A 12175-nucleotide genomic window follows, 5' to 3' on the forward strand; every position below is an offset into this window, starting at 1 on the left:
ACCCGCCTCCCGGGTCAGTCGCTAGTAGGTGATCGCCGGCGTCCGGGGATCACCAGAGGGCTCGTCGTCGGCGTGCTCGAGTTCGAGACCGCGCCGTGCGTAGCGCAGCATCAGGAAGAGGTAGACGATCCCGAGCAGCACGTAGACGGCCACCAGCACCCCGACGCTGATCGCTAGCTCGGTCGTGCTGACGGAGGTGGACACGCCGTCCGCGGTCTTCATCAGCCCCTGGACGAGCCACGGCTGGCGCCCGTTCTCGGTCAGCATCCAGCCCGCGGTGTTCATCAGTACCGGTGCCAGCACCGCCCAGGTCGCCACGGCGAGGAAGATCCGCGACGCCGTGAGTTTCTTGCGGTACAGCAGCCAGGCGCCCCAGAGGGCGAGCAGCGTGACCAGGCTGCCGAGGTAGGCCATCACCCGCATCGACCAGTATTGGATGAACACGTTCGGCACGTAGTTGCCGGCGCCGTACTGCTGAACGTCGGCCGCCTGCAGTTCGTTGAGGCCCTCCACCTCGCCGTTCCAGGTGCCGGTGGCGAGCAGGGACAGCAGATGGGGAACTTCGATCAGCTGGGTCGGGGTCTCGTCGTTCCTGCCGCCGCCGACCTGGAACAAGGAGAACGAGCAGGGCTGGCAGGTCTCCCACTGTGCCTCGGCGGCCGAGATCTTCATGGGCTGGTACCTCGCCTCGATCACGCCCAGGTGGCTGCCGACCCCCAGCGCCAGGATCGAGACCGGGAGCAGGACGACGATCGCGAGTTTGGCCGAGCGACGGAACAGCCCGCCGTGCTCGGTGCGCCTGAGTTGCCACGCGGACACCGCCAGCATCAGGACGGCCCCGGTCACCAGCGAGGCCAGGATCACGTGGATGTAGCCCCAGACGAACACGGGGTTCGTGAACAGGTCGCCGATCGAACTGAGCTGCGGCCGCCCCGTCTCGGCGTTGGTCGTATAGCCCACCGGGTGCTGCATCCACGAGTTCGCGGCCATGATGAACGCGGCCGAGAGCGACGCCCCGACCGCGACCAGCCAGATCGTGGCGAGATGGATCCGCCGGGGCAGCACGTTCCAGCCGAAGAGCCACAACCCCAGGAACGTCGACTCCAGGAAGAACGCCGCCAGCCCTTCCATCGCCAGCGGCGCGCCGAAGACGTCGCCGACGAACCGCGAGTACGCCGACCAGTTCATGCCGAACTGGAACTCCTGCACCAGCCCGGTGACGACGCCGACGGCGATGTTGATCAGCAGCAGGGTCCCGAAGAACCGGGTCAGCCGCTTGTGGTCCTCCTGGCCGGATCGGTACCACTGGGTGTGCAGTACGGCCACCAGGAAGGCCAGCCCGATCGTCACGGGAACGAATACGAAGTGGTAGATGCTCGTGGTCGCGAACTGGATGCGTGCCAGGTCGGTCGGGTCCATCGCAGGCCTTCGCCCTCGTCGGAAGCGTTCGTCGTCTCCGGGCAGGCTCGCCCGAGAGGCACGGTCAGCGCATCACTCCGGCTGGATGAGATGCGCTTGCTCCTCCGCCCAGAGTCGCGCGTACGCCCCGCCGGCCACGACCAGCTGCGCGTGCGTGCCCGCCTCTACCACCCGACCGGCGTCCAGCACCAGGATCCGGTCGACGGCCTGCAGGCCGCACAGCCGGTGCGTGATGAGCAACATGCTGCGTTCGGCGGCCGCGGCGAGCAGGGTGGCGGTCAGCGTGTCGGCCGCCGCGGTGTCGAGGTGCTCGGTCGGCTCGTCGAGGATGAGCACCGGGAAGTCCGCCAGCAGGGCGCGCGCGACGACGAGCCGCTGTCGCTGGCCGCCGGAGAGCCGGGCGCCGTGCTCACCGACCTCGGTCTCCAGGGCTCTGGGCAGAGCGTCGACCCAGTCCAGCAGACCGACCGCTGCCAGGACCGCCCGCAGCTCCACCTCGGTCGCGTCCGGTCGCGCCAGCCGGAGATTGTCACCGATCGTGCGATCGAAGACGTGTGCGTCCTGGCCGGCCACCCCGACGACCTGCCGGACGGCGTCGGGGTCCAGGTCGGCGACAGAGATCCCGTTCAGAGTGGCCGAACCGGACTCGAGATCGAGGAACCGCAGCAGGACGGCGGCCAGCGTGGACTTCCCGGCCCCGCTGGGTCCGACCACCGCGACGATCTCTCCGGGCGCCAGGTCCAGGTCGATCCCGTCGAGCGCGAGCGGTCCGGACCCGTAGCGAGCGCGCACATCGCGCAGCCGGATCGAGTACGGCGCGGCCGGCATCGGCGCCGGATCACTGGGTTCGCGGACCGGGTCATCGGCCGCCAGGAGCACGTCGACCCGGTCCCGGGAACGCCGTACCCGCTCGTGGATCGCGAAGGCCTGCGGCAGTCCGGTGACCAACTCGAAGGCGGTCAAGGACATCAGAACGACGACGGTGAGCAGGACACCGCGGAGCCTGCCGTCGTCGACGGCGACGATCCCGGCCACCACCACGGCCCAGACGCACAGGCCCGCGAGCATCGTCGTGAGCCCCGAGCCGGTGCCTGCGGTTCGAGCAGCCGCGCCGGCCACCCTGGTCAGCTCGGCATCGGCCCGCCCGGCCCGGCGCAGCTGCGCGTTCGCGGCGCCGTACGCGATCAGATCGGGCGCTCCCTGGACCAGGTCGACCACGGCGGTCGACAGTTCACCGCGGGTCTCTGCCCGGCGCGCCTCGGACCGCCGGACCAGGTGCCGGGCCAGGAGTGGAACGACCGTCGCGCAGAGCAGCGCGGCGGCCACGACCAGGATGCCCGCGACCGGCACGAGGGACCCGACCAGTCCGGCCGTCAACCCGGTTGCGGCGGCGAAGACGACGTACGGCGGGACCACGCGCAGCATCTGGTCCTGCAGTGAGTCGACGTCGTCGACGAAACGAGCCAGCAGGTCGCCGCTCCGGAAAGCCGGCAGGCCGGCCGGGGCCAGGCGCTCGAGCCTGCGGTAGACCCGCATCCTCACGTCGGCCAGCGCCCGGAACGCCGCATCGTGCCCGACCAGGCGCTCGGCGTACCGCAGCAGCGCGCGACTGATCCCGAAGAACCGCACTCCGACCACGGCGAGCCCCAGGGCGGCCATGTTGGGCTGCTCGGAGGCGCGCGCCACCAGCCAGCCGGCGGTCGCCGACAGGCCGAGGCCGGCGGCGGCGCCACCCGCGCCGAGCAGGGTGGCCGCGGCCAGCCGGGTGGTCATGCCGGAAATCATCGCTGTCCCACCGCGGCCGTCGGTTCCAACCGGATCTCCCGGTCCGCCAAAGCGACCAGAGCCGGCCGGTGTGCGGCGATCAGTGCGGTACGGCCGGCGGTCAGCCGGTCGACGGCATCGAGGACCGACGCCTCGGTCTCTCCGTCCAGAGTGGCCGTTGGCTCGTCCAGCAGGAGTAACGCTGCATCCATCAAGAAGGCCCGGGCCAGAGCGACGCGCTGCCGCTGACCTGCGGACAGACCTGCGCCCCGCTCGCCCAGCGGTGTCGCGAGTCCGTGCCGCAGCCGGCCGACCACCTCGGCAAGCCCCGCGTCGTGAACCGCTCGCAGGAGGTCGTCCTCGGAGGCATCCGGCCGGCCGAGCCTGATGTTGTCGGCCAGACTCGCGGCCAGCAGGTAGGGCCGTTGCGGGACCCATGCCACGTTGCGGCGCCAAGCGTGCAGATCGAGCCCACCGAGATCCTGCCCGCAGACCGTCACTCGCCCGGAGTCCAGGGCGACGAAGCCCAGGAGAACGTTGATCATGGTCGACTTGCCGCAGCCGCTCGGCCCGGTCAAGGCCACCACTTCCCCTGCGCCGACAGACAGACTGACCCGGTCGAGCACAGGTTCGGCCCGGTCCGGATAGCTCACGCAAACCTGGTCCACGCGCAGTTCCACCGACTGGCAGTCCGGGACTCCTGCGCCCGAACGGACCTCCGGAAGTGGGCTGTCCAGCACCGTGAACACCTGGTCCGCGGTGGCCACCCCATCCGCACTGGCGTGAAAGCTCGCCCCCAGGGTGCGCAGCGGAAGGTAGGCCTCCGGAGCGAGGATGAGCACGAACAGCCCGGTGGACAGGTCCAGGTCGCCGCTGACGAGCCTGATGCCAACCGCAACCGCGACCACTGCCACCGACAACGACGCGAGCAGCTCCAGCACCAGAGACGACAGGAAGGCCACGCGCAACGTGCCCATCGTCTCCGCGCGGAAGTCGTCCGTCGTACGGCGGACCAGGTCTGCCTGGGCGCGCGCCCGCCCGAACACCTTGAGCGTCGTCAGTCCGGCGACGCTGTCGAGAAAGTGGCCGCCCAGACGCTGCAGGATGACGAGGCGCTTGGCCGCGCGGGTCCGGGCACCGGCGCCGACGACGGCCATCAGCAGCGGGATCAGCGGAACCGTGACGGCGATGATCGCCGCCGTCACGATGTCCTGGGTCACGGCCGCGGTGATGACGGCAGCAGGGATGACGACCGCCAGCACCAACTGCGGCAGGTAGCGGGTGAAGTAGCCGTCGAGAGCATCGAGACCGCGGGTGCCGAGGGACTCGAGCTCGGCCGTGCGGTGCCGGGTGAGCCACGCCGGACCGAGGGCGACAACGTGCCGCAGCAGGGTCATCCGCAGCTCCGCCTTGGCCTGGGTCCCGGACCGGTGCGCCATCAGCTCGGCCCACCAGGCGAGCACGGCGCGACCGATGACGACGCCTAGCAGGACGAGCAGCGGACCGCGCAACCCGTGGACGCTCGCGCCGTCCTGGAACGACGCGGAGAGCAACTCGGCCAGCAGCCAGGCTTGCGTGACGACCAGGGCAGCGGTCGCGATCCCGAGCGCGACCGACCACAGCAACAACGCCCGGACGGCCCGCGTCCGCGCGATCAGTCTCCGATCAACCGCGGGCATCGGAGGTCTCACCGGACCGGGTGGCGCCAAGGCCCTGCCGGTCGCTCATCCGCGCCAGCGCCCGCTCAACCGGGTCGGCGAACGCCGCGTCGGTCGCCCGGTCCAGCGCGTCGAGTTGAGACTGCACTACCGCCCGGCGTGCGAGCGGGACCCCGTCACGCAGATCCTCGAGCATGGCCCGCAATCGGCGGCAGATCTGCGGCGAGACCGCGCCGTACTGGCGGATCTCGGTGACGCCGATGTCGAGGTACTCCGACCAGCTACGGGTCCGGACGACCAGGCGGACCTGCCCGTGGGCGTCGAGCGCGGTTCCCCGGAAGGCTCGATCGGACGAGCCGATCCCGAGCAGCAGATCGTCGATGTGGTTGAGCACCTGGGTCGCCGTGGTGGGATCGTTGACCGCCGGCGACAGCGCCCGGATGGCGATGTCGACCATGATGCGCAGCGCGAAGGCCGGGTCCTGGTCGATCGTGCGCTCACGGCCCAGCGAGACCATCCCGCGCAATCGCCGCAGATCGGTCTCGCTCGCCGCCCCGTGAACCTCCATCAGCACGGTCCCCGCGGTGACGAAGTCACCGATCGTGTGCGGTATGACGCAGACCAGGCCGCGAGCCGCCGCGTACCGGACGAGGTCCGCGATGTCGACATCCTGGATGGCGCCCGAGCGGGGTGCCAGGATCCGTGCGTCCGGCTCACCCCGTCCGGCCCCTTGGTCAGCGTTCTCGGCGGATGCGACGAGGCCGTCCTCCTCGGCCTCGATCGCCAGACCGGCCTGGGCCATCGCCGCCGCGACCGCGACCGGCCGCAAGGCATGCACGAACCGGTCGAAGTACAGCAGCAGGAGGACCAGGTCGATACTGACGGCCAGCCCGACCAGGGAAACGCCCAGATCAGGCACGGAGTCGGACTCCACATGGCGCAACAACGCGAAGGCAAAGGTGAACGTGGCCGTGAAGGCCGCCAGCACGAACTTCTGCAACCGGTCCCGGTACCACAGCCGCATGAAGCGCGGCGACAGCGTGCCGGTCGCCATCTGCACGACGAGCACGCCGATCGTGACCACGAACCCGATCAGCCCGACCATCGCGCCGGCAGCGGCCGACAGCACGCTGTTCGCGGTGCCCGCGGAGTACGACCAGGACGGTGGCAGGTCGATCAAGCCCTCGACCCACAGGTCGACCCCGGACAGCACCACGCCGGCCACCCCGCCGAGCAGCGGAACCACCCAGAGGCTCTGCCGAACGAACTGGCGCGCCCGGAAGGCACCCGTCCAGGACATCACCGGTCGCTGTCCGGTCAGTGATGGAACCCGGCCGGCGTCTCCTCCTGCGGCATCGGGGTTTCCAGCCCGTCGAGCCAGTCGACCGCGATCCGCACGTCCCGCAGGAACAGGTCGGCCATGTCGTGACTGAATCCGTTCCGCACGACCACCCGCAGGACGACCAGATCCTCCCGGTTCGGCGGCATCGAGTACGCCGGCACCAGCCAGCCCCGTTCGCGCAGCTTCCGCGAGACGTCGTACGCGGTGTACTTCGTGATGCCGTCGGCCACCCGGAACGCGAACACCGGCAGGTCCCGTCCGTCCGAGACCAGCTCGAACTCAGGCATCTCCTTGATCGCGTCACTGAGGTGTACGGCGACGTCCTGGCACGTCTGCTGGATCCGCCGGTAACCGTCCCGGCCGAGTCGCACGAACTGGAAGTACTGCAGCAGCACCTGCGCGCCGGGCCGGGAGAAGTTCAGCGCGAACGTCGGCATGTTCCCGCCCAGGTAGTTCACCTTGAAGACGAGCTCCTCGGGCAGGTTCTCGCTGTGCCGCCACAGCACCCAGCCGACGCCCGGATAGACGAGCCCGTACTTGTGACCGGACGCCTGGATCGACGCCACGCGCGGCAACCGGAAGTCCCACACCAGGTCGGGCTGGATGAAGGGAGCGACGAAGCCACCGGACGCGGCGTCGACATGCACCGGCACGTTCAGTCCGGTCCGCTCCTCCAGTTCGTCCAGCGCCGCGCAGATCTGCTCGACCGGTTCGTAACTGCCTTCCATCGTCGAACCGAGGATGGCGACCACACCGATGGTGTTCTCGTCGACGAACTGCAGGGCCCGGTCGGCGGTCAGATAGAGGTCGTCGCCCTCCAGCGGCACATACCTCGGTTCGACATCCCAGTACTCGGCGAACTTCTCCCAGACGACCTGCACGTTCTGGCCCATCACCAGGTTGGGCCGGTCGAAGGGCTTACCCGCGGCGCGACGCGCGTGCTGCCAGCGCCGCTTGAGGGCGAGGCCGCCCAGCATGCAGCCCTCGGAACTGCCCGTCGTCGACGTCCCGATCGCGTCGGTCGTGTCCGGCGCGTTCCACAGGTCGGCGAGCATGCGCACGCACCGGGCCTCGATCTCCGCCGTCTGCGGGTACTCGTCCTTGTCGACCATGTTCTTGTCGACCGTCTCGGCGTACAGCCGGTCCGCCTCGTCGTTCATCCAGGTGGTCACGAACGTAGCCAGGTTGAACCGGGCGTTGCCGTCCAGCATCACCTCGTCCCGGACGAGCTGGTACGCCGACTGCGGCAGCATCTCGTCATCCGGCATTCGGTCCTTGGGAACCGTCAGCACGGTGTCCCTCGTGAACCGTGGCATGACGGCCATGTCGCCGGTCGCGGTTTTCGTTGTGCTGCTGATCCCGGTCATCGCCGATCCACCCCTCGGTCGCGGCGACACGAGTTGCCGCCGCGATCCATCCCACACCCGGGCGCCCGGCACGTCGTCACCCGCTCCGCATGAGGCAGCCGTCGTCCGTCGGCGCGGCGGTCAGAGTGCGCGGACCCAGTTGGCCAGGAGTTCGGCGCCGGCGTCGCCGGACTTCTCGGGGTGGAACTGGGTCGCACTGAGCGGACCGTTCTCGACCGCGGCGACGAACCGGTCACCGGCGTACGACGTCCAGGTGACGGCCGGTGTCACCGAGGCCCGCGCGTCCTGGAGCTCCCACGCGCGGACACCGTAGGAATGGACGAAGTAGAACCGCTCCTTCTCGATCCCCTGGAACAACGACGTCTCGGCGGGGACGTCGACCGTGTTCCAGCCCATGTGCGGGACCGGCTCGCCGTTCGCGGGCTGCAACCGTTCGACCACTCCCGGCCACTGGTCGCAGCCCTCGGTCTCGACGCCGTGCTCGATGCCGCGGGCGAACAGGATCTGCATGCCGACGCAGATGCCGAGCACCGGGCGGCCACCGCTCAGCCGCCGGTCGACGATCACGTCACCACGGACCGCCTTGAGGCCGGTCATGCAGGCCTCGAAGGCGCCGACGCCGGGGACCAGCAGACCGTCGGCGTTCAGCGCCTCGTCGTAGTCGGACGTGACCTTGACGTCCGCGCCGACCCGTTGCAGCGCCCGCTCCCCCGACCGGATGTTGCCCGATCCGTAGTCGAGGAGCACGACCTTCTTGCTCACAGGGCGCCCTTGGTCGACGGGATCCCCGGCTGCCGCGGATCCAGCTCGGCGGCCGCCCGCAGCGCCCGGGCGAAGGCCTTGAACTGGGCCTCGACGATGTGGTGCGGGTCGCGGCCGGACAGCACCCGGATGTGGATGCAGATCGCGGCGTTGAACGCGAGCGTCTCGAACACGTGCTGGGTCAGTGAGCCGGCGTAGTCGCCACCGATGATCGCGTACACCTGACCGTCCGGCTCGCCGGTGTGCACGCAGTACGGGCGCCCCGACAGGTCGACCGTGCAGTGCACGAGCGCCTCGTCCAGCGGCACGGTCGCGTCGCCGAACCGGCGGATCCCGCGCTTGTCGCCCAGCGCCTCACGCAGCGCCTGGCCGATGCCGATCGCGGTGTCCTCGACGGTGTGGTGCGCGTCGATCTCGAGGTCGCCGACCGTGTTCACGTGCAGGTCGAGCAGCGCGTGCTTGGCCAGCGCGTTGAGCATGTGGTCGTAGAACCCGACGCCGGTAGAGATGTCGGCGCGGCCCTCGCCGTCGATGTTCAGCTCGACCAGGACCTTCGACTCGCTGGTCTCCCGGTCGATCCGCGCAGTGCGGCTCATGTCAGCCTTCCCGTGTCTGTCTTGAGGACGCGCTCCAGTGAGGCGCGGAACGCGGCCATCTCCTCGCTGGTGCCGATCGAGACCCGCAGCCAGCCGTCCGGTCCGGTCTCGCGGATCAGTACGCCGTCGTCCAGCAGCGACTGCCAGACCGCGTGGCGATCGGCGAACGTGCCGAACAGCACGAAGTTCGCATCCGAGTCGACCGCGCGCAGGCCCAGTGACCGCAGCCAGTCGACCGTCTCGTCCCGCTCGACCCGCAACTGCTCGACCCGGCCGAGCAGTTCGTCGGAGTGCCGCAGGGCCGCCCGCGCGACCGCCTGCGTCACCGCGGACAGGTGGTACGGCAACCGGACGATCCGCAGCGCGTCCACCAACTGCTTGCTCGCGGCAAGGTATCCGACCCGGCCGCCGGCCAGCGCGAACGCCTTCGACATCGTCCGCGCCACCGCGAGATTCGGGTACGTCGGCAACAGTGTCACCGCACTCGGAGTCCCGGTCCGGCGGAACTCGGCGTACGCCTCGTCGACCACCAGGACGGATCCCATCGCGGCGGTCCGGGCGGCGATCGCCTCGACCACGTCGATCGGCAGCGCCGTACCGGTCGGGTTGTTCGGCGAGGCGAGCAGGACGACGGACGGGTGATGCCGGGAGATCGCGGCCAGTGCCTTGCTCTGGTCGAGGGTGAAGTCCTCGGCCCGGCGGCCGGTGACCCAGGCAGTGTTCGTGTCCCGGGCGTACTCCGGGTACATCGAGTACGTCGGCGCGAAGGAGAGCGCCGTCCGCCCGGGGCCGCCGAAGGCCTGCAGGATATGCAGCATGACCTCGTTGGACCCGTTGGCCGCCCACACCTGCTCGGCCGTGAGTTGCGCGCCGGACTCACGGTCCAGGTAGGCCGCGAGATCCGCGCGGAGGTCGAGGAACTCGCGGTCCGGGTAGCGGTTCATGCCGCGAGCGGCCACGGTGACCGCCGCGGCGATGTCGGCGACGGTCTCCTCGCTCGGCGGGTACGGGTTCTCGTTGACGTTCAGCAGGATCGGGACGTCGAGTTGCGGGGCGCCGTACGGCTCGAAGCTCTTCAGCTCGTCGCGGATCGGCAGCCCGTCGAAGCGGCCCATCAGTTCTCCCCGGGGAAGCGCACCGACACCGCGGCGCCGTGGGCGGGCAGGTCCTCGGCGTGGGCCAGCGCGACCACGTGGCCGGCGACCTCCTGGAGCGCGTCGCGGGAGTAGTTGATGACGTGGACCGCCTTCAGGAAGCTGCGGACCGACAGGCCGGACGAGTGGCAGGCGCACCCGGCCGTCGGGAGGACGTGGTTGGAGCCGGCGCAGTAGTCGCCGAGGGAGACCGGCGACCAGCCGCCGACGAAGATCGCGCCGGCGTTGGTGATGAGGCCGGCCCGCTCCTCGGCGTCCGCGGTCTGGATCTCCAGGTGCTCCGCGGCGTACGCGTCGACGACAGCCGTGCCCTGCTCCAGGTCGTCGACCAGTACGACGGCCGACTGCTGACCTGTCAACGCTTCGGTGACGCGGTCCTGGTGCTTGGTCTTCGCGACCTGGACCGGTAGTTCGGCTTCCACAGCGGCAGCCAGGGCCTCGGACGGCGTGACCAGCACGCTGGCGGCCATCGGGTCGTGCTCGGCCTGGCTGATCAGGTCGGCGGCTACGTGCTGCGCGTCGGCGGTGTCGTCGGCGAGGATCGCGATCTCGGTCGGGCCCGCCTCGGAGTCGATGCCGACCTCACCGAGCAGGAACCGCTTGGCCGCGACCACGTAGATGTTGCCGGGTCCCGTGATCAGGTTGACCTTGCGGCAGCCGTCGAAGCCGTAGGCGAAGCCGGCGATCGCCTGGGCGCCACCCATCGCGTACACCTCCTCGATCCCGAGGAGCGCACACACCGCCAACACCGTCGGGTGCGGCAGTCCGCCGTACTCCTTCTGTGGCGGCGAAGCCACGGCCAGGGACGGGACGCCGGCCACCTGCGCCGGTACGACGTTCATCACCACGCTGGACGCGAGGGGCGCGCGACCACCCGGGACGTACAGCCCGACGCGCTGGACCGGGACGAAGCGCTGGGTCACCCGGCCGCCGGGCGCGGGCTCGGAGGCGATGTCGGGGGTGAGCTCGTCCTGGCTGACCTCGCGGACCCGGCGGATCGACTCCTCGAAGGCCGATCGCACCTCGGGGTCGAGCTCCTCCAGCGCCGTCTTCAGCGCGTCGGCCGGGACCCGGATGTCCTCGACCCGGACATGGTCGAACCTCTCGCCGTACTCCCTGATCGCCTCGAGTCCACGATGGCGGACGTCCAGGCAGATCGGTCGGACGACGTCGAGAGCCTTCTCGACGTCGAACACGGCTCGGGGGACGAGGGCGTTCACTTCGGCTTGGAGGTCGGACACCTCTCCGGCCGCCACTCGGCCCCGCAGGTCGACGCGGCGAATCATGGCCTCAGTCTAGTGGTGACGCCCCGCTGAGCTTGCGCCGTATCCACAAGGTGGCAGTCACGAGGCGTGATCGGGGGGCGGCATGGCCTAGGCTCATTGGTATGGACTCGCGCCTGCCGCTGCTCACTGTCGAGACGGTGATCTTCCCCGGGCTGGTGCTCCCCATTCCGGTGACCGACGTCCAGGGCCGCGCGGTGGTCCGCGACCTGGTCGAGAACGGTGGCGAACTGGTCTGCGGCGCCCTCGCCGTCCGGGACGGGTACGAGCTGGGCGAGCGGGTGTTCCGGTCGCTGTACGGGACCGGCTGCGCGGCGACGATCTCGGAGATCAGCCTGGACCCGGACGACGACGGCCCGGTGGAGATCACGCTGACCGGCAACCGGCGGTTCAAGGTGGCCGAGCTGGACGGCGGCGGTGACTATCTGGTCGCCGACGTCGAGTGGCTGGACGAGGACCTCGGCGACGATCCCCTGGGTTCGGCGACGATCGCCATGGCCCGCTTCCGCCGGTACGCCGAGGCCGTCACCGAGATCAGCCGGCCCGGCCTGCACATCGGCGAGCTGCCCGACGACCCGAGCACGCTCTCGTTCCTGATGTCGGCCGCGATGACGCTGCTCACCCCCGACCGCCAGAAACTCCTCGAAGCCACCGACACCACGTCCCGCCTGGTCCAGCTGGTCGGCCTCCTCGACAGCGAGCTCGCCGCAATCGCGGCCCTCCCCTCCCTCCCCGCGACCGACCTCATCAACTGGTCGACGATGTCCCCGAACTGACCGGACCGCGGCTGCGCGGCTGTGGCAGACCTGCGATGAACAGACGGCGCTACC

At 70.1% G+C, this 12175-nt stretch carries 10 protein-coding genes; 1 reads left to right on the forward strand and 9 read right to left on the reverse strand.

From position 1 onward, the window contains the following. Positions 1–21: 21 nt before the first annotated feature. The 9 genes from OG876_RS38980 to hisD form a co-directional block, all read right to left on the reverse strand. On the reverse strand, positions 22–1419 hold the full coding sequence (locus tag OG876_RS38980) for a cytochrome ubiquinol oxidase subunit I (protein WP_328521743.1): 1398 nt from the start codon (positions 1417–1419) through the stop codon (positions 22–24). Positions 1420–1491: 72 nt separating this feature from the next. Further along, positions 1492–3192: a thiol reductant ABC exporter subunit CydC gene (gene cydC, locus OG876_RS38985; protein WP_328521744.1), complete on the reverse strand. Its 1701-nt coding sequence runs from the start codon at positions 3190–3192 to the stop codon at positions 1492–1494. Between the two features lie 8 nt (positions 3193–3200). Then, positions 3201–4862: a thiol reductant ABC exporter subunit CydD gene (gene cydD, locus OG876_RS38990; protein ID WP_328521745.1), complete on the reverse strand. Its 1662-nt coding sequence runs from the start codon at positions 4860–4862 to the stop codon at positions 3201–3203. After that, positions 4849–6141, reverse strand: a complete 1293-nt coding sequence (locus OG876_RS38995) for a DUF2254 domain-containing protein (protein ID WP_328521746.1) — start codon at positions 6139–6141, stop codon at positions 4849–4851. The genes cydD and OG876_RS38995 overlap by 14 nt, the downstream gene beginning before the upstream one ends. A 17-nt stretch (positions 6142–6158) precedes the next feature. Continuing rightward, on the reverse strand, positions 6159–7550 hold the full coding sequence (locus OG876_RS39000; protein ID WP_328521747.1) for a glutamate decarboxylase: 1392 nt from the start codon (positions 7548–7550) through the stop codon (positions 6159–6161). 120 nt (positions 7551–7670) lie between these two features. Next, on the reverse strand, positions 7671–8312 hold the full coding sequence (gene hisH / locus OG876_RS39005; protein ID WP_328521748.1) for an imidazole glycerol phosphate synthase subunit HisH: 642 nt from the start codon (positions 8310–8312) through the stop codon (positions 7671–7673). Then, positions 8309–8908, reverse strand: a complete 600-nt coding sequence (gene hisB / locus OG876_RS39010; protein ID WP_328521749.1) for an imidazoleglycerol-phosphate dehydratase HisB — start codon at positions 8906–8908, stop codon at positions 8309–8311. Before hisB ends, hisH begins: the two co-directional genes overlap by 4 nt. Continuing rightward, positions 8905–10023, reverse strand: coding sequence for a histidinol-phosphate transaminase (locus OG876_RS39015; RefSeq protein WP_328521750.1), 1119 nt, complete (start codon positions 10021–10023; stop codon positions 8905–8907). Before OG876_RS39015 ends, hisB begins: the two co-directional genes overlap by 4 nt. Continuing rightward, the gene (hisD, locus tag OG876_RS39020; protein ID WP_328521751.1) at positions 10023–11348 is read right to left on the reverse strand and encodes a histidinol dehydrogenase; all 1326 of its coding nucleotides are present in this window, start codon (positions 11346–11348) and stop codon (positions 10023–10025) included. Before hisD ends, OG876_RS39015 begins: the two co-directional genes overlap by 1 nt. A 101-nt stretch (positions 11349–11449) precedes the next feature. Here hisD and OG876_RS39025 point away from each other — a divergent pair, with 101 nt between their 5' ends. Further along, positions 11450–12121 carry an LON peptidase substrate-binding domain-containing protein gene (locus OG876_RS39025; RefSeq protein ID WP_328521752.1) on the forward strand — a complete coding sequence of 224 codons (672 nt, stop codon included), beginning with the start codon at positions 11450–11452 and terminating at the stop codon, positions 12119–12121. Positions 12122–12175 lie beyond the last annotated feature (54 nt).

The organism is Kribbella sp. NBC_00359, assembly GCF_036097425.1.
Taxonomy (GTDB): Bacteria; Actinomycetota; Actinomycetes; order Propionibacteriales; family Kribbellaceae; genus Kribbella.

Excerpts from the sequence above, each read along its gene's own strand:
- OG876_RS38980 (WP_328521743.1), bottom strand. The coding sequence starts at position 1,419 with ATGGACCCGACCGACCTGGCACGCATCCAGTTCGCGACCACGAGCATC.
- cydC (WP_328521744.1), bottom strand. The coding sequence starts at position 3,192 with ATGACCACCCGGCTGGCCGCGGCCACCCTGCTCGGCGCGGGTGGCGCC.
- cydD (WP_328521745.1), bottom strand. The coding sequence starts at position 4,862 with ATGCCCGCGGTTGATCGGAGACTGATCGCGCGGACGCGGGCCGTCCGG.
- OG876_RS38995 (WP_328521746.1), bottom strand. The coding sequence starts at position 6,141 with ATGTCCTGGACGGGTGCCTTCCGGGCGCGCCAGTTCGTTCGGCAGAGC.
- OG876_RS39000 (WP_328521747.1), bottom strand. The coding sequence starts at position 7,550 with ATGACCGGGATCAGCAGCACAACGAAAACCGCGACCGGCGACATGGCC.
- hisB (WP_328521749.1), bottom strand. The coding sequence starts at position 8,908 with ATGAGCCGCACTGCGCGGATCGACCGGGAGACCAGCGAGTCGAAGGTC.
- OG876_RS39015 (WP_328521750.1), bottom strand. The coding sequence starts at position 10,023 with ATGGGCCGCTTCGACGGGCTGCCGATCCGCGACGAGCTGAAGAGCTTC.
- hisD (WP_328521751.1), bottom strand. The coding sequence starts at position 11,348 with ATGATTCGCCGCGTCGACCTGCGGGGCCGAGTGGCGGCCGGAGAGGTG.
- OG876_RS39025 (WP_328521752.1), top strand. The coding sequence starts at position 11,450 with ATGGACTCGCGCCTGCCGCTGCTCACTGTCGAGACGGTGATCTTCCCC.